The sequence below is a fragment of the Acinetobacter cumulans genome (genome assembly GCF_003024525.3).
GTDB lineage: Bacteria > Pseudomonadota > Gammaproteobacteria > Pseudomonadales > Moraxellaceae > Acinetobacter > Acinetobacter cumulans.
Genome location: NZ_CP035934.2, coordinates 3,011,325 through 3,031,206, shown reverse-complemented (window position 1 = coordinate 3,031,206; position 19,882 = coordinate 3,011,325). Strand labels below are relative to the sequence as shown.

General features: G+C 42.2%; 20 protein-coding genes. 8 read left to right on the top strand and 12 right to left on the bottom strand.

Going from position 1 to position 19,882, the window contains the following annotated elements; all coding sequences use genetic code 11:
• Positions 1 to 15: 15 nt before the first annotated feature.
• Complete coding sequence (locus tag C9E88_RS14235; RefSeq protein ID WP_106985378.1) at positions 16 to 885, bottom strand: LysR family transcriptional regulator; 870 nt, start codon at positions 883 to 885, stop codon at positions 16 to 18.
• A 691-nt stretch (positions 886 to 1,576) separates the two neighbouring features.
• The gene (locus C9E88_RS14230; RefSeq protein WP_106985379.1) at positions 1,577 to 1,819 is read right to left on the bottom strand and encodes a DUF2061 domain-containing protein; all 243 of its coding nucleotides are present in this window, start codon (positions 1,817 to 1,819) and stop codon (positions 1,577 to 1,579) included.
• Between the two features lie 261 nt (positions 1,820 to 2,080).
• Between C9E88_RS14230 and leuC the strand changes: the two genes are divergently transcribed.
• From leuC to leuB, 4 genes are all read left to right on the top strand, one after another.
• On the top strand, positions 2,081 to 3,514 hold the full coding sequence (gene leuC, locus C9E88_RS14225) for a 3-isopropylmalate dehydratase large subunit (RefSeq protein WP_106985380.1): 1,434 nt from the start codon (positions 2,081 to 2,083) through the stop codon (positions 3,512 to 3,514).
• Positions 3,515 to 3,538: 24 nt separating this feature from the next.
• Positions 3,539 to 4,189, top strand: a complete 651-nt coding sequence (gene leuD / locus C9E88_RS14220) for a 3-isopropylmalate dehydratase small subunit (RefSeq protein WP_106985381.1) — start codon at positions 3,539 to 3,541, stop codon at positions 4,187 to 4,189.
• A 95-nt stretch (positions 4,190 to 4,284) separates the two neighbouring features.
• Positions 4,285 to 4,845 carry a hypothetical protein gene (locus C9E88_RS14215; protein WP_106985382.1) on the top strand — a complete coding sequence of 187 codons (561 nt, stop codon included), beginning with the start codon at positions 4,285 to 4,287 and terminating at the stop codon, positions 4,843 to 4,845.
• A 41-nt stretch (positions 4,846 to 4,886) separates the two neighbouring features.
• Entirely contained in the window at positions 4,887 to 5,966 is a 1,080-nt protein-coding gene (gene leuB, locus C9E88_RS14210) for a 3-isopropylmalate dehydrogenase (protein WP_106985406.1), read from the top strand.
• An 83-nt stretch (positions 5,967 to 6,049) separates the two neighbouring features.
• Here leuB and C9E88_RS14205 read toward each other — a convergent pair whose 3' ends face one another.
• The gene (locus C9E88_RS14205; RefSeq protein ID WP_106985407.1) at positions 6,050 to 6,445 is read right to left on the bottom strand and encodes a hypothetical protein; all 396 of its coding nucleotides are present in this window, start codon (positions 6,443 to 6,445) and stop codon (positions 6,050 to 6,052) included.
• A 242-nt stretch (positions 6,446 to 6,687) separates the two neighbouring features.
• Here C9E88_RS14205 and C9E88_RS14200 point away from each other — a divergent pair, with 242 nt between their 5' ends.
• Positions 6,688 to 7,047, top strand: coding sequence for a lysozyme inhibitor LprI family protein (locus tag C9E88_RS14200; RefSeq protein WP_106985383.1), 360 nt, complete (start codon positions 6,688 to 6,690; stop codon positions 7,045 to 7,047).
• Positions 7,048 to 7,128: 81 nt separating this feature from the next.
• Here the strand turns inward: C9E88_RS14200 and infA are convergent, their stop codons facing one another.
• Positions 7,129 to 7,350, bottom strand: a complete 222-nt coding sequence (gene infA / locus C9E88_RS14195) for a translation initiation factor IF-1 (RefSeq protein WP_001284370.1) — start codon at positions 7,348 to 7,350, stop codon at positions 7,129 to 7,131.
• 230 nt (positions 7,351 to 7,580) lie between these two features.
• On the opposite strand from infA, the gene C9E88_RS14190 reads away from it, so the two are divergent.
• On the top strand, positions 7,581 to 8,588 hold the full coding sequence (locus tag C9E88_RS14190) for an AraC family transcriptional regulator (protein WP_106985384.1): 1,008 nt from the start codon (positions 7,581 to 7,583) through the stop codon (positions 8,586 to 8,588).
• A 139-nt stretch (positions 8,589 to 8,727) separates the two neighbouring features.
• Here C9E88_RS14190 and truA read toward each other — a convergent pair whose 3' ends face one another.
• The 5 genes from truA to asd form a co-directional block, all read right to left on the bottom strand.
• Entirely contained in the window at positions 8,728 to 9,525 is a 798-nt protein-coding gene (truA, locus tag C9E88_RS14185) for a tRNA pseudouridine(38-40) synthase TruA (RefSeq protein WP_106985385.1), read from the bottom strand.
• A gap of 23 nt (positions 9,526 to 9,548) precedes the next feature.
• Positions 9,549 to 10,508 (bottom strand): asparaginase domain-containing protein, encoded by a 960-nt coding sequence (locus C9E88_RS14180; RefSeq protein WP_171406260.1) that lies wholly within the window; start codon positions 10,506 to 10,508, stop codon positions 9,549 to 9,551.
• A gap of 48 nt (positions 10,509 to 10,556) precedes the next feature.
• A complete protein-coding gene (locus C9E88_RS14175; RefSeq protein WP_106985386.1) occupies positions 10,557 to 11,801 on the bottom strand; it encodes a fimbrial protein FimV in 1,245 nt (414 codons plus the stop codon).
• Positions 11,802 to 11,871: 70 nt separating this feature from the next.
• A complete protein-coding gene (locus C9E88_RS14170; protein WP_106985387.1) occupies positions 11,872 to 13,371 on the bottom strand; it encodes a FimV/HubP-related protein in 1,500 nt (499 codons plus the stop codon).
• A 150-nt stretch (positions 13,372 to 13,521) separates the two neighbouring features.
• Positions 13,522 to 14,640 (bottom strand): aspartate-semialdehyde dehydrogenase, encoded by a 1,119-nt coding sequence (gene asd, locus C9E88_RS14165; protein WP_106985388.1) that lies wholly within the window; start codon positions 14,638 to 14,640, stop codon positions 13,522 to 13,524.
• A 185-nt stretch (positions 14,641 to 14,825) separates the two neighbouring features.
• Here asd and C9E88_RS14160 point away from each other — a divergent pair, with 185 nt between their 5' ends.
• Both C9E88_RS14160 and C9E88_RS14155 read left to right on the top strand, forming a co-directional pair.
• Entirely contained in the window at positions 14,826 to 15,938 is a 1,113-nt protein-coding gene (locus C9E88_RS14160) for an endonuclease/exonuclease/phosphatase family protein (protein ID WP_106985389.1), read from the top strand.
• A gap of 483 nt (positions 15,939 to 16,421) precedes the next feature.
• Complete coding sequence (locus tag C9E88_RS14155) at positions 16,422 to 16,739, top strand: hypothetical protein (RefSeq protein WP_106985390.1); 318 nt, start codon at positions 16,422 to 16,424, stop codon at positions 16,737 to 16,739.
• 111 nt (positions 16,740 to 16,850) lie between these two features.
• Here C9E88_RS14155 and C9E88_RS14150 read toward each other — a convergent pair whose 3' ends face one another.
• The 3 genes from C9E88_RS14150 to C9E88_RS14140 all read right to left on the bottom strand — a co-directional run bounded on the left by C9E88_RS14150 (position 16,851) and on the right by C9E88_RS14140 (position 19,792).
• The gene (locus C9E88_RS14150; protein WP_106985391.1) at positions 16,851 to 17,960 is read right to left on the bottom strand and encodes a glycosyltransferase family 4 protein; all 1,110 of its coding nucleotides are present in this window, start codon (positions 17,958 to 17,960) and stop codon (positions 16,851 to 16,853) included.
• Positions 17,961 to 17,990: 30 nt separating this feature from the next.
• Complete coding sequence (locus C9E88_RS14145; protein ID WP_106985392.1) at positions 17,991 to 18,926, bottom strand: LpxL/LpxP family acyltransferase; 936 nt, start codon at positions 18,924 to 18,926, stop codon at positions 17,991 to 17,993.
• A 104-nt stretch (positions 18,927 to 19,030) separates the two neighbouring features.
• Entirely contained in the window at positions 19,031 to 19,792 is a 762-nt protein-coding gene (locus tag C9E88_RS14140) for a 3-oxoacyl-ACP reductase (protein ID WP_106985393.1), read from the bottom strand.
• Positions 19,793 to 19,882: the final 90 nt, after the last annotated feature.

Sequence of the window (19,882 nt, the reverse complement as noted above, 5' to 3'; positions counted from 1 at the left end):
ATGCAATAAGTGGGCTTAAGCCAAATGTTGCTTCATGAGCGACACCAAAGCTTCAGCGGCTTTAGATTGTGTACGGCCAGGATGCCAAACCATGCCCAATTGACGGTGCATGACCAAATCAATATCGAGTTGCTTTAAGTCTTGGTTAATCATGGTTTTTGGAAGTACAGACCAACCTAAACCAATCGATGCCAACATCCGAATAGATTCTAAGGGATTATTACTCATGGTGATTTTAGGTTTAATCCCTTGCTTTTCAAACTCAGCCAATGTGATTTGGGTGGTATAAGTTTGCGCAGCAGGAAGCAAGCTTGGATATTGGATTAAATCTTCAAGGGTTAAATGGCTTTGCTGTGCAAGAGGATGAAATGGCGCAGCCACAAACACCAATGGGTCTTGCCAAATATTGACATATTTTAGACGCTCATCACCTTGTGGAGGTAAGGTTAAAAAGGCCAGTTCTAAATCACCTGCCAGTACTTTTTCATGTGCTTGTTCTGAATCGACAAAATGCACATCTAAAGTCACATCTGGGTAGGCTTGTACATAATTACGTAAATGGTTAGGTAAATGATGTAAGCCAATATGATGACTGGTACCAATTTTGAGCTTGCCCTGAATCTGGCCTTGTTCATGGCTTAATGTATGGTGAATATCTCCCAATTCATTGAGCCAGTTTTTAACTTTAGGTAACAGTGAATGTGCGGCATGCGTTGCTTGTACACCACGACCAGCCGATTCAAACAGCTTTACACCAAAATATTCTTCTAAGCTATGAATTCGCTTGGTCACCGCAGGCTGGGTAATAAACAGTTGATCTGCAGCCAAAGAAATAGAGCCTGTTTCCATGACTTTGACAAAGGCTTCGAATGCAGCAAGATTCATATTAATCACCCATAAAGAAAATTTATGCTTATTTTTATTATTTAGAAAAAATTAGAATAAATCAAAGGAAATGTGTAATTGTTTGCTATAAACTTATCCAATTGGCAAAAATAGAAATGAAATCAATGAATAATCATTTTAGGGTGATCGGTGGATAAATCACGAAAATACAGAGGCTCCAGCAAGGTGTAGTGACATGGTCAATTCGACGTGATTATGTACAGAAAGTTCCGACCAAACACCACCCAATCCCTATTCAGGGAAAATTGTTGAAGCATTGCTGAACATTGAGAACATCAGTTGTGGTGATGAACGAATAATTTATTTGTCAAATGAAGCATCTATAGGGAATGCTTCATGCATTGCTTTAAGAAAAAAATCACTTGTTATATTTTAACCCAAATTTACATGTCAAAAGTCAAACGCTAGCAGGATATGCGGACGTAAATAGATGGCATTGGATGACTGGATTCGTGGTTTAAAAAATATCGGACCTTTGTGTATCAAGTAGAAGAAGATTTAAGATATTTACTCTTAGTCTTATCTTAGGTTTAGCAAAAGCACTAAATTGGTTTGATACAAAATATTGTTTCGAAAACAAATTCGCAGTAGTCGATTTAAATCGTTTTCAATAGAAAAACCATCCGTAGGTGGTCGTGAACAACATCAAGCAAAGTGATTTGCAATCACACTAGACTTGGGCGCTCGCTTCCTGATTGTCAACAGCGGATTTTTTATCCCAAATACGCTCATGGAAGAAATATGCAACTGCTTGAACTGTAGGTTCAACTAAACTTAAAGTAATGGCCATCCATAAGCTACCTGTCACGACATAACCGACAATCATGGCAACGGTAATGTGCATGATGTAATAGCTTAAGGTCTTTTTAAACATACGTTGATTGTTTTCTACAAATTGCTGAATATTCGCCATGATGATGTTCCTTTAAAAAGTGTGTTCGCTTGGTATATGTAAATAATACTGATTCTCATTTACTTTGTAAAAGTGATTTTTTGATATTTTTTGATCGGAAAATTAGATTTATTTTTGAGCGATTTTAAGCGTGAAATTAGCAAACAAAACAATTCCAAAAAGTTTACAAACTAATAAAAATGATAAATTAGATTTATGTGAACACGTGGTTATAATCAATGTTAATGAAAGAATTTACCCAGTCCAGTGGAGCAAATCGACATGGCAGGCGAAACCCAAAAAGCAAAAACATTGTATGACAAATTGTGGGATGACCATCTAGTAAAACAACGAGATGATGGCTCTTCATTACTGTATATCGACCGTCATTTATTGCACGAAGTAACATCGCCGCAAGCATTTGAAGGCTTACAGCTTGCAGGTCGTCAGCCTTGGCGTTTAAGCGCGAACGTTGCGACACCTGACCACAACGTACCGACTTCTACTAAGGAACGTGCTGAAGGTATTGCGGGTATTGAAGATGATACTTCACGTATCCAAGTACAAACTTTGGATGACAACTGTAAAACTTTTAATGTTGCGCAGTTTGACATCAATGACGTACGTCAAGGTATTGCTCACGTGGTTGGCCCTGAACAAGGTTTGACGTTACCGGGCATGACGGTTGTTTGCGGTGACTCGCATACTGCGACACATGGTGCATTTGGCTGCTTGGCGCACGGTATTGGCACATCGGAAGTTGAACATGTATTGGCAACCCAATGCTTAGTTCAAAAGAAAATGAAAAACATGTTGGTACGTGTTGACGGTAAATTAGGTCAAGGCGTAACACCAAAAGATGTGGTTTTAGCCATCATTGGTAAAATTGGTACTGCGGGCGGTACAGGTCACGCAATTGAATTTGGCGGTCAAGTTTTCCGTGATATGTCGATCGAAGGCCGCATGACTGTATGTAACATGGCAATCGAAGGCGGTGCGCGTGTTGGTATGGTCGCTGTCGATGAAAAAACCATTGAATATGTAAAAGACCGTCCTTATGCACCGAAAGGCGAGCAGTGGGATGCAGCAGTAGAATATTGGAATACTTTGGTATCTGATGAAGGCGCACACTTCGATACAGTGGTTGTATTGCAAGGTGAAGAGATTGAGCCGCAAGTATCTTGGGGAACTTCTCCTGAGATGGTGATTCCTGTATCTCAAGCTGTTCCAACTTTAGATCAGGCTAAAGATGACGTGCAGCGTAATGACTGGACACGTGCTTATAGCTATATGGGTTTAAATGCAGGTCAGGCATTGGCTGATATCCAATTAGACCGTGTATTTATTGGTTCTTGTACGAATTCACGTATTGAAGATATTCGTGCAGCAGCTGAAGTTGCCAAAGGCAAAAAAGTTGCAGGCACAATCAAACAAGCGATGGTTGTTCCGGGTTCAGGTTTGGTAAAAGCGCAAGCGGAAGCTGAAGGCTTGGACAAAATCTTAATCGAAGCTGGCTTTGAATGGCGTGAACCAGGCTGTTCAATGTGCTTGGCAATGAATGCAGATAAATTGCAGCCAGGCGAACATTGTGCATCAACCTCAAACCGTAATTTTGAAGGTCGTCAAGGTAATGGCGGTCGTACCCACTTGGTGAGCCCAGCAATGGCAGCTGCTGCTGCAATCGCGGGTCACTTTGTTGACGTACGTTCGTTTTAATTTGGGCTAATAGGAGCAAACAGCATGAAAAAATATACCGTTGAACAAGGTATCGTTGCACCCTTAGACCGTGCCAATGTCGATACAGATTTAATCATTCCAAAACAGTTTTTAAAATCGATTAAGCGTACTGGCTTTGGTGCAAACTTATTTGATGAATTGCGCTATTTAGACGAAGGTTATTTAGGTCAAGACATTTCAAAACGACCGATTAACCCAGATTTCGAATTGAACAAAGCACGCTACCAAGGTGCAAGCATATTAATTTCACGTGCGAACTTCGGCTGCGGTTCAAGCCGTGAGCATGCGCCGTGGGCATTGGAAGAGTATGGTTTCCGTACGGTGATTGCACCAAGCTATGCAGATATTTTCTTTAATAACAGCTTTAAAAATGGCATGTTGCCAGTGATCTTGTCTGAAGAGATTGTCGATCAGTTATTTAAAGAATGTGCTGCATCGGAAGGCTATCAGTTAACGATTGATTTAGAAGCGCAAGAAGTACGTACGCCAAATGGCGAAAGCTTTAAATTTGAAGTTGATCCGTTCCGTAAGCATTGCTTATTGAATGGCTTGGATGATATTGGTTTAACTTTACAAGCCGCTGATGATATCAAAGCTTATGAAGCTAAAACCAAAGCATCACGCCCTTGGGTATTTGCAGACGTAAAAGCTTAACAATTGAAGTGACGAATGCATAGTCACCATGCTGAACTCTTGCTAATATCTAGGCATAACAATATACAAATGTCAGATTTATACTGGGTTCAGACATGGAAAAGTTACTCACACACATGGCAGTAGGGCTCACGATAATTGGATCGTTGAGCGCTTGCCAAAGCGTTCAGGTAATACAGGTTCAAAATATAAAAGAATCTGCAAGTACGCAAAATAATGCACTTATTTATTGTGCAGGTACAGAAAGCTGTCAGTTTGAGCGTTTAGATCAGACCTTCATTATGAAAGAGCATAATGAACTTGAGCGTGAAGCAATCAAGGCGGGTATTGTGCGTATACAGGGAAAATCGTTGAAAGAGCCGAATGCGGTTTATCTTTCAGTGACTCCTGTTCAGCATGAAGTAGTTGTTCGGTTTTACCCGATATCGCCTGATAAAGCTGAGCGTTTACACGTGATTCATGCGTTTAAACCCAAAGCGAATTATACCTTAACGATGTACCGTGATCGAACCAAACACAAAGCGAGCTTGTTAGAGGCCTCCGCGCCAGATCCTTTGTGTGTAGATTTGAAAATGGAACAGAAAACTATTCGACGTTTTTGCAAACCCTACAATGTCCTGACGGGGCTTGGTGAGTTTGTAGAGAAAAAATTGTAATCAATTGCCACGTATAATTGGCACATAAAATGGAAAAACTCATGTCAAAACATATCTTGATTTTACCGGGTGACGGCATTGGTCCTGAAATTGTAAAAGCTGCAGAACAAGTGCTTACCCGAGTGAATGAAAAATTCAATTTAGGTTTGACTTGGGAAGAAGGTCTATTAGGTGGTGCGGCAATTGATGCGCATGGTTCACCTTACCCAGAAGTGACATCTGAACAAGCCAAAAAAGCAGATGCTTTACTGCTTGGTGCGGTAGGTGGTCCTAAATGGGATACGATTGAACGTTCAATTCGTCCTGAGCGCGGTTTATTAAAACTACGTAGCGAACTTAACCTTTTTGCAAACTTGCGCCCAGCGATCTTGTATCCGCAATTGGCGGATGCTTCAAGCCTGAAGCCTGAAATCGTAGCTGGCTTGGACATTCTAATTGTTCGCGAATTAACTGGCGGTATCTACTTTGGTCAGCCACGCGGTATCCGTGAATTAGAAAATGGTGAGAAGCAAGGTTTCAACACTGATGTATATGCAGAGTCTGAAATCAAGCGCATTGCAAAAGTAGCCTTTGAATTGGCGGGCTTACGTGGTGGTAAAGTATGTTCTGTAGATAAAGCCAACGTACTTGAAGTGACTGAACTTTGGAAACAAACAGTGACTGCATTGAAAGAAGAGCAGTATCCAGAAATTAACTTGTCACACATGTATGTAGACAATGCAGCAATGCAATTGGTACGTGCACCAAAACAATTTGACGTGATTGTAACCTCTAACTTATTCGGCGACATCTTGTCTGATGAGGCTGCGATGTTAACGGGTTCTATCGGCATGTTGCCATCTGCATCTTTGGATGAAAACGGCAAAGGTATGTACGAGCCTTGCCATGGTTCTGCACCAGACATCGCTGGTCAAAACCTTGCAAACCCATTGGCAACTATTTTGTCTGTAGCCATGTTGCTTCGTTATACATTCCGTGAAGAAGCTGCAGCAAAAGCCATTGAAGATGCAGTAGGCTCGGTATTGGATCAAGGCTTACGTACAGCAGATATCATGTCTGAAGGCATGAATAAAGTGGGTACAGTAGAAATGGGTCAAGCAGTTGTAGCTGCATTGAACTAAGTTCTATTGATCTTAAAAAACCGAGTCTACAGACTCGGTTTTTTTATGGACATCATTGGGGGGAGTAGGGCGTTTAATACCCATTAACAGGTACGTCCGCTGAGTTGTACCGCAGTCGCAATTTGGTTTTGCAGTTGAAAACGAATTTCGCATTGAAGACTTGCATCATAGCTTTGTGTTGGAATAGGCACTGCAGTCCCGGCACCTGCACCTAAGGCAGGATTCTGTGCCATTGGAATAGGAATGCTAATCGGCCGAATCACGGTATAACTTAATGTATTTTGCTGTACGAATGGGGCAGTGGCATTTTGATAGCCAAGTTTGGCTAAGTCTAAATGGCTTTGAATATAGCTGCTACTTTGACCCACAAATTGTGCTAAGTATTTTTCTCGCTCAGTCGCATTCATCACAGGGGTGCTGGCACAGCCAAAAAGCACAGAGGCAAGCGCACATTGGCTTAAGGTCATTTTAAAATTCATAAGCATATCTCATGCTGACTAATTGCAAACCAGTGTATGGAGTTGAACACAATAACTATGTAGTGATTTGATAAACGGTTAATTTGAATGAGTCACGATGCTTGAAGTGGAATGAAGATACAATTTTTTTCTTACGCCGTATTGTGGGCATGTTTTAAAATGAATAGGCATCTTACAAGCGATTTAAAAATGGCGTGTAGGTGAATCCCATAAGATAAAAACAATGATTTTGGATGAATAAAATGAAAAAGATCTTATTGCTTGGCGTATTGCTTCTGACCAGCTATGCCAATGCAGACAATTGCGACAGTGCGCGTAATACCTACGATGATATCTATTGCACCAATAAAGTCTATGCTAGTGCCGATGCTGAATTAAATAAGAATTATCAGGCTTTGCGGGCTAAGTTATCAGACAAGCAAAAAACTACGCTAAAGCGTTCTCAACTGCAATGGATTCGTGAGCGTGATGCAAACTGTACGACGGATACAGGCGTCAATGTGAATTGCCGTCTAGAAACCACACAGGAGCGTAATCATTGGTTGTTAGAGCGCTTACGTGAATGCAAGACCATTGGCTGTAAAAGCAGTACTTTGAACTAAGTCTGCTTGATATACGGGGTATTCTATCGATTGCATAAAAAAAGCCACATGATAATGTGGCTTTTTCTGCTTCGCTAAAACTTAGCGTGCACGATAAGTGATACGACCCTTAGTCAAATCATAAGGTGTCATTTCTACTTTAACACTGTCGCCAGTCAAAATACGAATATAGTGTTTACGCATTTTACCAGAGATGTGAGCAATCACTTCATGACCGTTTTCTAAACGTACACGGAACATAGTATTAGGAAGCGTCTCGGTGACAACGCCTTCGAACTCGATGAGTTCCTCTTTATTGGCCATAGCCTACCTGAATGAATAAATTAGCAAGGCGCAAATTATAGTCAATTTTTTTGCATAAAACAAGATGAAACGGCCGTCAGAATAATCAGATGCAAGTAAAATAAGCGAACAGTGCGGTTAAACTTTTTCAACAAAAATGTTTGTAGAATAGTTGTCAGTTTGGTCAATCACAGTTAATCTAAAATTAAGCATTTGAGTATAAATGAAGTACATACAAGGAAGGTTCTTGAGTGGGTCAGCTAACTGATGCATCCGTAGTATTGCGGTTGGGCTACCAAGCGATTCGTCGTGCGGGTTTGCCGACGGAAGATATTTTAACCAAAGCTGGTGTTGCACTGAAGCAGGTTGAAGCCAATGATCGTACACCTTTAAGTGCGCAGTACGCGTTTTGGGTGGCAGCTGAAGAAGTCAGCAAAGATCCAGATATTGGTTTGCATCTGGGTGAACACCTTCCTTTGTACCGCGGGCAGGTGATTGAGCACCTGTTTATTTCATCAGAAAATTTTGGTGAAGGTCTCAAGCGTGCATTGGCCTATCAGCGCTTAATTAGTGATGCTTTTCATGCCAAACTGGTCATAGAGGATGATCGTTGCTATTTAACCAATGGTCATCAGCCTTGGGTAGAAAATATCGTTAATCGTCATTTTTCTGAATGTGCGATGTCGGGTGTATTGCGCTTTTTTAAGTTTATTACTGAAGGGCGTTTCCAGCCCATTTATATCGACTTTAATTTTAGTCAGGGCGCGCCGGATGATGAATATTTCCGTGTTTATGAATGCCCAGTGAGCTTAGGGCAAAAAGAAACACGATTATATTTTGACCCTGCTATTTTAGATTATCAACTGTGGCAAGCTGAACCTGAGCTTTTACAGTTACATGAACAACTTGCGATCGAAAAACTGCAAGAACTTGCGCGCTATGATTTGGTGGGTGAGGTACGTCGTGCTATTGGTTCAACCTTAGAAAGCGGTGAAACAACCTTAGAAACCGTGGCTGCACAGCTAAATATTACGCCACGTCGTTTACGTACCCAGCTTTCAGAGGCCAATACTAGCTTTCAGCAGATTTTGTCGGATTACCGTTGTCGTTTAGCGAAAAAGCTCTTGGCCAATACCAATGAAAGTGTTGAGCGAATTGTGTACTTAACCGGCTTTTCGGAGCCAAGTACCTTTTACCGCGCATTTAAGCGTTGGACTAACGAAACCCCAGTGGAATATCGTAAGCGTAAGCAACGTTAAATCTTAAAAACAACGCATGAAATCCCTCCTGAATGGAGGGATTTTTTATATAGTGCACCCACTCAATAAACTCGTGCGAATGGATTTTTGGACAGCATTTTTTACTTCTTTTAAGGGCAGAACCAGTAAAAAGTACATATTATTCAGGCATGTTTAGCCAATGCGGGCCAAGTGGCGCTGTAGGAAGCTGAAACTGCTCAGGATAATCTGCATGAATGAAATACAAACCGTCGGGCGGAGCAGTCACGCCTGCCGCTGAACGATCTTCGGCAGCAAAAATTGTATCGATATGATCGATGCTATACATGCCTTGGCCCACTTCTAACAAACAGCCCATAATGTTACGGACCATGTGATGTAAGAAGCCATCCGCTTGAATGTCTAAGACCAAATAGCATCCATGTTGAATTAAACGACAGTGACTGACGGTACGAACTGGCTGATTTGATTGGCAGGCAGCAGCACGAAAACTTTCAAAATTATGCGTGCCTTCAAACTTGCTGGCAGCCAGGATCATGCTGGCAACATCTAGTGGTGCATGTATGTGGGTGACTTGCTTATGTAGTAAAGCAGGACGTACAGGATGGCTATAGACGACATAGCGATAGCGACGTGCTTGTGCTTTAAATCGAGCATGGAAGTCCATGTCCATTTCTTGCACCCATTGAATTGAAATGTCTTTGGGAAGTTGGCTGTTACAGCCACGAATCCAGCCATGAATGCTACGTACTGCATGGGTATCAAAATGGGCAACCATATTGGTGGCATGTACACCTGCATCCGTACGTCCTGCACCATGCAGTGCGATTGGCTCATTTGCGACTGTGCTGAGTACTTTTTCAATGGTTTCTTGGAGGCTAATCACACCTGCCTGTTGAGTTTGCCAGCCACGATATTGTGAACCATTAAACTCAATTCCCACTGCAAAACGCTGCATACTCACCTCAGTCTATATCAATGTTACCAATGGGCATGCCATTGTTCTATGGCGTCGTATTGTAAATACATTTGTAAGACTTTTGCATATAGATCTGCATGGCCGGCACAATTGCTGACAAGAATCTGGGCATCTTGCACCCACTGGCTGACTGCATAGCGTTGATCGATTGCTCCAAATGGAACTTGGGTGGTCAGAATGACAGCACAGCCTTGTTGTTGGATGTACTTTATTTGCGCCACGACTTGATCATTGACGGCAATATTTCCTGTACCAAAACCTTGCAGAATCAACACATGAGGGGGCTGAGCAGACAGTGCTTTTAAGTTGTATTCCAGCTGTGCGACGCCAACGGGTTGTAGCATTAAACTAATGCAATTGAATGCACGAGCTTTTTCAATATGGGCTGTCTGTACAATCAGTGCATCTGTGGGTACGGTATTGACAGCTAGTCCGCTGAGTTGTCCACTAAAGGCATCGAGCTCTGTAGTATGTGTTTTAAGGGCTGTGGAAGCATGAATGAGCTTGTGATGAAATGCTAAATAAACCCCAGTTTCAACTTGTAAGACCTGATCTAAAGCAAAATTTAGATTAGAAATTGCATCGGTAAATTCGCGCGTATCCGTTCCATGTACGTTCAGTAAAGGATATTGGCTACCTGTCAAAATAACATGTGCAGATTGGGCAATAAATCGTGCCAAGACTGCACTCGCATAGCTGAGGGTGTCTGTACCATGAATAATCACGAAATGCTGATAATGCTGTAACTGTAAGCTTTGAATCTGTTGGATCAGTAACAGCCAATCAGGTGCGGTACATGCACTGCTATCACGGATGACTGGTGCAACAAAACAATCGATATGTACATGTAAGGGCAGAACATGTTGTAGTTGGGGAATAAATTCCGCTGCAGGCATTGGGCTGAGCGGTTCACCGACACAACCAAAAGTACCACCCATATAGATTAAGGCTATTTTTTTCATCATAAAAAAAGCAGTCATGGAGACTGCTTTAGTTTAAATCGATTTCTATTAAGAAGCGATTTGATTGCGTAACAGTTTGACTTGCTCAATTTGTTCAGCAGTGTATTCGCTTTCTTTTTCTTCTAAAATTTCACGCGCGGCATCAAATGCACCTAATTGGATGTATTGAGCTGCTAATTCTAGATTGAGCGTAATTTCATTGCTGTCCAAAAGTTCTGGAAATGATTGTACCAATGGATCATTTTGATCTGTACTTGATGCAGGTGTGCTCACTTGACTGATGTCGAAGCTCACGCCTGTAGATGCTGGTGCAGTAGGTGCAAGCTCTACTTCTGGCTGAGCACCAATTGAGCTTAAATCAAAGCTGAGTGGTTCTGCTTTTGGTGCTTCTGTAGCAGGTTCTTCTGTCGTAAACGAAAAGTCTAAAGGTGCTGGTTCAGCCGTCGGTTCTGGCTGTGCAACTTCAGGGCTTGTTTGCGGTGCAAAGTCTAAAGAGAAATCGAGTGGTTTGATTTCAGCTGCTGGTGCTGCTTCAGCAACTTTCGCTACAGGTGCAACTTCTGGTGCTACAAAGTCAAGCGTTTGTGCTTCTTGAGGTTTTTCAGCAACCACTTCAGCAGGTTTAGCTGCTACAGAATCAAATGACAAGTTGAAGTCTAAAGGTTTGATTTCTTCTACAGCGGGTGTAGCCACAACTGGCGCTGGAGTCGCTTCTTTTTTTGGCTCAGGTGCAGTTGAAGGGCTACCCATTAAAGCATCAAAATCAGCAGTATTTTGTGCTTGTGGTTTTGCAGCACTTGCTGGTTCTGTAGGGCTTGTAAAGGCAATAGTATCTACAGTTTTATTTTGTGCTTTGTCGAAGTTTGCTTGTTTTGCTTCGGCTTGTGCAATGATGTCATCAAGTTCAAGTGAGCGAACATGACTAATTAATTGACTAATTGCAAATTCATCTTTTTGTAAAATATGAATGTCGAGCAAGTACAAATAAAGTTCGTGTTGGGTATTATCTTTTTTCAGTGCCTGATTAATTTGTGCTTCAGCTGAAAAGAAATTACGTTCATCAATTAAACTTTGAATTTTTTTACGCGTGTCATCGTTTAAAGCCGTCGTTGTCGGTTTTACTGCCGCTTCTACAGCTTGTGTACGATTTGGGGCAATTTTAGCGGATGAACTTGCTTTTTTTGCCTTAGCCTTTTGTGCATTCGCTTTATCTGATTCTTGTGCACTTTGACGTTTTTTTAAAAATACCAAAGCAATCACGACAATCACTAATGGAATCACATAAATCAGCATATTTTAACCCCTTGTGGATAGAGCTTTGGTTCAGTGAACTCATCCATTTAAAATCTTCATGTTGCAATTTTTAGTGTATTGGCTTCTTCGCAGCGCGTTGTGCTTTCAGTTTTTCTTCCAGCTGTGCTAAGCGAGTATTTAATAATTGAATTCTTTGATCCTTCTGATTTAGCGCCAATTCTAATTGCGTTACGTTTCTCTGTAATTTAACGGTTTTTTCACGCGATGTCATAATTTTTAATGACAACTTGTCCGAAGTTTGGTTTTTTTCTGTGTTTTTGTTGGCGCTTGTATGAGCAGAATCGCGCTCATTTTCTGAAATCAGGCTCATTTCAGCTTGATTCAGGCGATATTTAGCTTTACCTGATTGTGCAGATGGAATTTTTGCTAGCGCTGCTGCATTGACTTTCGGTTGTTCTTTACTTGGTGCAGTGCTGTTTAAATTTAGCGCTACACCACGGCGTAAGCGGTTAGAGTCACCCTGAATAAAGGCATGTTCATTGCTGGCTTTAATTTGCTTCATCACTTCGTCAATTGGACGGTTTTGCGCAGTCGCTAAACGAGATGCAATACCCCAAAGGGTTTCATTTGATTGCACCACATATTCTGCTTTGGCTGGTGGCGGTGTTTGCGCAGATACTGAGTTTTTGCTCACGGGTGCTACATTTGCTGGTGCTGGTGCTGGTGCTGGTGCTGGTGCTGGTGTAGCTGGAGCGGTTTTTTGCTCGGCTTTGGCTTCAGCAAACTGCTTAACTAATGGATCTTGAGACACCTGACCCATTGCTGGCTTTGCTGCTACGCTTGTTGCTGGTTGTTCAGCCGTATTGCTAGGTTTGGTTACAGTTTGCGCAGGTGTAGGTGCTTGTGAAGATGCAACAGTCTGTTTTTGTACTGGGGAAATTGGTGTGACTGGGGCTACCGCTTTGACCATGGGCGCAGGAACTGCATAAGCTTGAGCCACTGGTGTAACTGAAGCTAAAGTTGGTGTACTGCTGTTATTTAAACTTGGTGGTGTAGCGCGGCTAATGCTTAGTGGTGCTTCATTTTTCTGGATTGAATTGGGTGTTTTTGCTGTATAGGCCGTACTGACGGGTAAATTCAGACCAATTTCATTTTCATTACGAATGATCAAAGGGGCCAGTGGTCGTTCATTTCGACTGAGATTGGCGAGAGAGGGATTTTGTCCCGCACTGCGTTTTAATGGTGTTTTAATGTGTTGCAGGCGAATGGCATTGCCTTCGGTTACTTTAACCACAATGTTGAGTTCTGCATCGGTCATTGGGCGTGACGAAGTAATGGTAATGACACCGTTGCCAGCGCTGTCTCGACGAGTAAAAAAGTTTAAATGGCCTGGAGGTTGATGGCCTACACCCATACGCATTAAGTCTTCAGCATTGGCTAGGCTGGCTTGCAAAGGCTGATTTGAATCGGATTGACGAAAGTTGATTTCGGCATATAACAGCTCCCCAGGCGCAGATTGAATTTGAATCGGATCAATCGTAATGGCATGCAAAGGCTGTGATGCAAGTATAGCTAAAATGGCGATTTTTAATTTGTTATAGACAGTCATCTTAATTTTTAGCTCAATTCAAATTGCGCGGTGTTTAAAGTGAATAGATTAACGGGATGTTTAAGAATTGTAAAACATTAACAAGATTAGTACAGAAAAAAAGCCGATCAAATGTGACCGGCTTTTTCAGCTTAAAAACAACAATGTTGATTAAGCATTTTTATAATCGATTAAGATGCGAAGCATACGACGTAAAGGCTCAGCAGCACCCCAAAGTAATTGGTCACCAACAGTGAATGCACCTAGATATTCTTTACCCATATTGAGCTTACGTAAACGACCAACAGGAACAGATAATGTACCTGTTACAGCTACAGGTGTTAGATCAGTCATTGAAGCTTCACGTGTATTTGGTACAACTTTCGCCCATGGGTTGGCGTTACGTAACATGTCTTCAATTTCATCAAGCGGTACGTCTTTTTTCAATTTCAAGGTTAATGCTTGAGAGTGACAACGCATTGCGCCAATACGAACACAGTGACCATCAATAGGAACAATTTGTTGATTGCCTAAGATCTTGTTGGTTTCAACTTGACCTTTCCATTCTTCCTTCGATTGACCGCTTTCAAGTTGCTTGTCGATATAAGGAATTAATGAACCTGCTAAAGGCACACCAAAGTTTGCAGATGGGAAACCTTCGCCACGTTGTAATTGTGCAATTTTAGAGTCGATGTCTAAAATTGCTGAACGTGGGTCATCTAACAAATCTTTAGTATTGTTATACAAGTAGCCCATACCAGTGATCAGCTCACGCATATTTTGCGCGCCAGCACCAGAAGCGGCTTGATAAGTCATTGACGTTGCCCATTCCACAAGATTATTTTGGAATAGACCGCCTAAACCCATAAGCATTAATGAAACGGTACAGTTACCGCCCACAAATGTTTTTGTACCGTTCACTAAACCGTCTTTAATGACGTTTAAGTTTACTGGATCAAGTACGATAATTGCTTCATCATCCATACGAAGGGTAGATGCGGCATCAATCCAATAGCCTGCCCAGTTTTCAGCTTTTAGCTTAGGGAAAACGTCAGTCGTATAGTCGCCACCTTGGCAAGTAATAATGACATCCATTTGCTTCAGACTATTAATGTCTGTTGCATCCATAAGTGCTGGGGCGGTCTTACCGCCAAATACAGGGGCTTCACCACCTGCATTACTGGTAGAGAAGTAGAACGGCTCAAAATGAGCAAAATCATTCTCTTCAACCATACGTTGCATAAGGACAGAACCAACCATCCCGCGCCAACCGACCAGACCTACTTTCATGTCACTTTGCCTCGGTGCGTTAAAAAATTAAAAGGGGTTTGAGTGTACCAAAAGGGTGCTCAACTGCAATAGCTGCATAATCAAAACAGCAATTATATTGTGCAATATATCTTGTTTATGTTACATGCAAAATTGATATTAATTTATAAATGAATAAAAAAATTAGAATATAAGGAGTGCAGTAGATGTTTTGGATAGAGGGTCTGGCCCTAATTGTTATTTGGCTTAGCTTTTGGTCCTTGATTCCACGTGATGAATGGTGGTTTCGTGGTGCAGATTTTCCACGTTTACAACTTCTAGCATTAGGTGCAATTGCATGGCTTTTACTAATGTTTTGGCCTGCGCCTTGGGCGCTGAGTCGTAGCGTGATTTTATTACTGCTAATGGCAGCAATAGCATATCAACTCAAAATGGTGCTGCCATATACTTTCTTGTGGAAAAAACAAGTCAAGCAAGTGACGGAGGCGGAGCTCAATCCCGAACAGCAAATTTCGATTTTGGTTTCAAATGTGCTGACACCGAATACTCAATATCACTTATTGCTTGAGCAAGTACAGAAATATCAACCCGATTTATTGCTGACCTTAGAAACTGATCAAACTTGGCAAAATGCTTTATCGTCCATTGAGGCAGACTATCCGTATCGAGTGCCTGTCCCACTGGATAATTTATATGGCATGCATTTATATAGTCGTCTGCCTTTGCGCGACACTGAAGTTAAATTCATTTTGAGCGATGAAATTCCATCCATTCATACCACCGTGCAATTACGGTCAGGCAATTTAGTGAAACTGTATTGCTTGCATCCCAAACCACCGAGCCCAACCGAAGCCAAAGACTCCACGTTGCGAGATGCAGAGTTGCTAATTGTGGGTGATCAAATTAAAGATTTAGATGAAAGCTGTATTGTGATGGGAGACTTAAACGATGTAGCGTGGTCGCGAACAACACGGTTATTTCAGCGTATTAGTGGGTTGCTTGACCCGCGTGTTGGTCGTAAATATATCAATACCTTTCACGCGGATTATAAATTTTTACGCTGGTCTTTAGATCATATTTTTCATAGTACTGATTTTGCCTTGGTCCACATGGAACGCGTAACACATGTGGGTTCAGATCATTTTCCTGTATATGTCGTCCTTCAGACGGGCCGGGCGTTCGAACATGTGCAAGAGTCTTTGACACAAACCGATGATGACGAAGCGGAAGCACAAGAAGCGATTCAGGAGGGGATTGAAAAAGCAGAGCGTGAGGAAAAGCCTGTGACGGATGAAATTGCACAGGACTATAAGCCATAAAACACGATTTGGGCGGTTTAAGATGCAGTTCAAAAACAGCTACAGTCGACGGATATTTTACTGGCGCTATACACGATGTAGGAAATGGCTTACAAGTCTTTAGGACTCTGACGAATGGTCAGTTTAAACGTATTGACATATTCTAATTTCATCGGCAAAAGGAATCGGGAATGGATCATCCCAGCTATGGAAGACAACGCCGATTGGATCAAGTCATCATGGATATGATGCAGGAAAGGAACGCCACTGAAAAAAAACAATAATAAAACTTGTGAAAGCACAACCTCATCAGCCCGAGTTATGCAGGATGCAAAACTCGGGCTTTGCTTTATGTACAATATTATCGGCATTCACATGCTTTGTGCTTTAAACATCCCATTTTTATCGATCCAGAATAGATCGATAGTCTGTATTTCTTATGTCATCTCTGCGGCTTAAAATAAGCTCGAAAAAAAGTACGACACAAAAATAAGAGTATGGAGTATGGCAATGCAGAGCCTGAGCACAGGGTTGATATCTTTTCAGCAGTGGGCACATTTATCGACCGATGCAGGTCATATTTATTTAGGGTTGGTTATTTTCTTTGTGATTGCACTGTGTCATCAGCGGCAACTGAAATCACATTATGCCATTTGGGCTGTGCTCGGACTGGCTTTGGCCTTGGAACTCTTTGGGGCACGGCACGATATTTTAGAACGTGGCTACTGGCGTGTCACTGAAAGTGTACGGAATATACTCCACATGAGCCTGATGCCCTTATTAATTTGGCTGAGTGCGTATTATCGCGTTTGGCGTGGGTAGATTTTTGGGTAGTTGAAACAAGGTTGCTTTTTTAACGAAGACCCTATTTGAAAGCCATCAGACCATGAAAAGCCGACAGCTATGTGTCGGCTTTTGATGATTATGAGCTTGTTAGTTTGAAGCCTGAACAACTTGTTTGTACAGCGCTAAAGTTTGATCACACATTTCTTTTAAGCTAAAGCTTGTGACTTCTGCGACCTGTTGTGGCGTGTCAATGTGTTGTTGAATGGCGTGTATTAATGCCACTTGATCATCTACATTAATCAGACCTTGTGGGTATAAACGGCTTAAAATTTCTGCAACACCGCCACGCTTCCAGCCAATAACGGGCGTACCTAAAGACAGGGCTTCAAGTGCGGTGCGACCAAAAGTTTCGGCTTGATTTGATAAAGATAAAACCACATTAATTAATGCCAGCCATTCACGAATATCTGAGCGATGACCCACAAAAGTGATGTGCTCGGTGAGTCCTTTCGTGGCAATGGTGTTTTGCATTTCTTCTAAATAGGCTGCCTTTTTAGGATCTGCACCACCGACAACCACTGCATGTAACTGTGGATATTGGCTATGCAGTTGTTGCATCAAATCAATTAGGGTTTCATGTCCTTTGAGGCGGGTAATCCGACCTGGTAAGCAAATTAAAAATTTATTTTCCAATTGTGGAAAATCTTTATAGGTGTTGATCATCCACTGGGCTGAGGGTTGGTAGCCATGTGGGAAGGCCACAGGATCAATACCGCGGAAAATTCTGACAATATCTTGGGGGGGACAGTTTTTGTAATTATCCTGAATGTACTGCACCACGCTGTCCGATACCGCAATGACTTTTTCGGCTTGCGTCATAATTTGGCTATAGCGATTAATCGAGTAAAAGCCATGCACTGTACTAATCAGGTGCGGACGCTTATGTGCAGGAATACCTTTGAGCGCAAAATGTGTCAGCCATGCAGGCACACGTGAGCGTACATGTAGAATGTCTGGTTGTTCTGCTTCAATGAGCTGACGTAATGGACGAATTTGCCACAGGCTAGAGAGCGCTTTTTTATGAATTGCCAAAGTGCAATGTTTAGAGCCTTCCGTTTCTAATTGGTTGACTAAACGCCCACCATGCGACACCACCAAAGATTCATGACCGTCTGCAACCAAGGCACGCGCGATTTCTAAGGTGCCGCGTTCTACGCCACCGCTGTTTAATTCGGGTAAGAGCTGCATGACTTTCATGAATATTCTCTACTGATCAAGGTAAGTGTTTTAGTAAATTTCGTCGTAGCCTTCTGGGCGACTTTTAAAGCGACGGTGAAACCACATATATTGAGTGGGCGCAATACGAAGCTGATTTTCAATAATTTTATTCACACGAATTGCATCTTCGACTTCATCTTCACTCGGTAGATTGTCTACAATCGGCTCAAGTAAAACATGATAGCGCGGATCTTTAATATCACCTGTGCGGTAAAAATACAGTGGAATAGCCACTGATTTTGAAATTTTAAGCAAGCGACGGTGCGCCGTAACCGTGGCAGCAGGAACACCAAAGAACGGTGCCATCACGCCTTGTTTGAGTCCAAAATCTTGGTCTGGACTATACCAGATGGCATGGCCATTTTTTAAATTGCGAATTAAGCCACGCATATCGTCATGATCAATTTGGTTGGCATAAATGGTACTACGGCAACGGTAAATCAGCATGTCGAGCAGTGGGTTATTTTGCGGGCGATACACCACATCGGGTTCAAAATATTGAGCGCATAGATAACCACCTGCATCGAGCAACGTAGAATGCGTACCTAAGAGTAATACGCCTTTGCCTTCGGCTTGAGCCTGTTGCAGATGCTCTAGACCTTCAATGCTCACCCGATTTTTAAACCACTGCGGGCTATACCATGCATTGAGGGTTTCAAATATGCCAATCATTTGATCGATAAAAACTTGACGAGCATTGTGCTGAACTTCTTCTGCTGACCATTCTGGAAAGCAAACTTCTAAATTACGTAGCGTTGTTTTACGACGTGACTTTAAATGTTTAAATGCTGTATTGCCCAAGATTTTGGCCAAACGGTGCTGAATGGCCCAAGGCAAAATGGCCAAGATCATCAGGAATACAATGCCAATCCAAATTCCCCAATATTGGGGCAATAAAAAGGACCACTGAAATTCACCGGGTTGGTAATCTGGCTGTTGGCTCATAAAAAAGAAGGGTATGCAGGTTAAATATAGGATTCAGTTTAGCATGAAGCTGAATTGAAAGAGAAAGTTCAACCTGCACACAAGGTTGAAAATAGCGACTTGCTTTAACCTTTGACTAAGCCACCATCAACAATGAGGTTTTGACCTGTTACCGCACGTGAATAAGGTGATAAGAACATGAGAATCGCAGCGGCAAATTCGTCTGGTGTGGTTACACGGCGTAGCGGGGTAGAAGATGCAATTAAGTCAAAAACAAAATCTGGCGTTGCTTTGCTGGCATCGGTGCTTTGCAGTAAACCACCTGATAGCATATTGACGTTAATGCCATATTGGCCCAAATCTTGCGCTGCTGTACGGGTAAAAGCCAATAATGCAGCTTTGGCGGTGGTGTAGTCATGATAAGGCACGACAGGGTTTTGGACTAAATTGGTTCCAATATTCACAATGCGGCCAAAGCCTGCTTGTTTCATATCGGCAAGGGCTGCTTGTGTGGTATAGAGTGCAGCCAATACAGCGCCATCAAATTGGCGCGTCATGCCTTCAGCAGTGAGGTCTTCTAGCTTTGGGCGTGCATCACCATTAAATTCAAAATGTACCAAAGCATTGTTAACAACGGAATGAATGGCTGTCCCAAAGTGTGCTTTAGCTTGCGCAAATAAACGTTCAACTTCGGCTTTGTTGGTCACATCGGCTTGCACTGCAAATACTTGCTTTGGATGTTGCGCCATCAACTGCGCCGCTGTGTGTTGGCTTGAATGATAGTTCACCACCACTTTTGCGCCTTCTGCAATCAGCGCTTGTGTAATGGCTAAACCGAGTCCACGTGCACCACCAGTCACTAAGACAATTTGATCACGAATGTGCATATTTCCATCCTTTTTCAGCATTCTGCATTGCACCATAGCAAGCTTTGGGATGAAAACCAAAGTTGATTGAAGTCAGAATCACCAATCAGG

What these genes read in the sequence shown, in the direction of transcription:
- C9E88_RS14150 (WP_106985391.1), bottom strand. Translation starts at nt 17,960, where the DNA reads ATGAAAGTCATGCAGCTCTTACCCGAATTAAACAGCGGTGGCGTAGAA.
- C9E88_RS14155 (WP_106985390.1), top strand. Translation starts at nt 16,422, where the DNA reads ATGGCAATGCAGAGCCTGAGCACAGGGTTGATATCTTTTCAGCAGTGG.
- C9E88_RS14205 (WP_106985407.1), bottom strand. Translation starts at nt 6,445, where the DNA reads ATGAATTTTAAAATGACCTTAAGCCAATGTGCGCTTGCCTCTGTGCTT.
- C9E88_RS14200 (WP_106985383.1), top strand. Translation starts at nt 6,688, where the DNA reads ATGAAAAAGATCTTATTGCTTGGCGTATTGCTTCTGACCAGCTATGCC.
- leuC (WP_106985380.1), top strand. Translation starts at nt 2,081, where the DNA reads ATGGCAGGCGAAACCCAAAAAGCAAAAACATTGTATGACAAATTGTGG.
- C9E88_RS14160 (WP_106985389.1), top strand. Translation starts at nt 14,826, where the DNA reads ATGTTTTGGATAGAGGGTCTGGCCCTAATTGTTATTTGGCTTAGCTTT.
- leuB (WP_106985406.1), top strand. Translation starts at nt 4,887, where the DNA reads ATGTCAAAACATATCTTGATTTTACCGGGTGACGGCATTGGTCCTGAA.
- C9E88_RS14140 (WP_106985393.1), bottom strand. Translation starts at nt 19,792, where the DNA reads ATGCACATTCGTGATCAAATTGTCTTAGTGACTGGTGGTGCACGTGGA.
- leuD (WP_106985381.1), top strand. Translation starts at nt 3,539, where the DNA reads ATGAAAAAATATACCGTTGAACAAGGTATCGTTGCACCCTTAGACCGT.
- C9E88_RS14215 (WP_106985382.1), top strand. Translation starts at nt 4,285, where the DNA reads ATGGAAAAGTTACTCACACACATGGCAGTAGGGCTCACGATAATTGGA.
- C9E88_RS14230 (WP_106985379.1), bottom strand. Translation starts at nt 1,819, where the DNA reads ATGGCGAATATTCAGCAATTTGTAGAAAACAATCAACGTATGTTTAAA.
- truA (WP_106985385.1), bottom strand. Translation starts at nt 9,525, where the DNA reads ATGCAGCGTTTTGCAGTGGGAATTGAGTTTAATGGTTCACAATATCGT.
- C9E88_RS14235 (WP_106985378.1), bottom strand. Translation starts at nt 885, where the DNA reads ATGAATCTTGCTGCATTCGAAGCCTTTGTCAAAGTCATGGAAACAGGC.
- asd (WP_106985388.1), bottom strand. Translation starts at nt 14,640, where the DNA reads ATGAAAGTAGGTCTGGTCGGTTGGCGCGGGATGGTTGGTTCTGTCCTT.
- infA (WP_001284370.1), bottom strand. Translation starts at nt 7,350, where the DNA reads ATGGCCAATAAAGAGGAACTCATCGAGTTCGAAGGCGTTGTCACCGAG.
- C9E88_RS14170 (WP_106985387.1), bottom strand. Translation starts at nt 13,371, where the DNA reads ATGACTGTCTATAACAAATTAAAAATCGCCATTTTAGCTATACTTGCA.
- C9E88_RS14145 (WP_106985392.1), bottom strand. Translation starts at nt 18,926, where the DNA reads ATGAGCCAACAGCCAGATTACCAACCCGGTGAATTTCAGTGGTCCTTT.
- C9E88_RS14175 (WP_106985386.1), bottom strand. Translation starts at nt 11,801, where the DNA reads ATGCTGATTTATGTGATTCCATTAGTGATTGTCGTGATTGCTTTGGTA.
- C9E88_RS14180 (WP_171406260.1), bottom strand. Translation starts at nt 10,508, where the DNA reads ATGAAAAAAATAGCCTTAATCTATATGGGTGGTACTTTTGGTTGTGTC.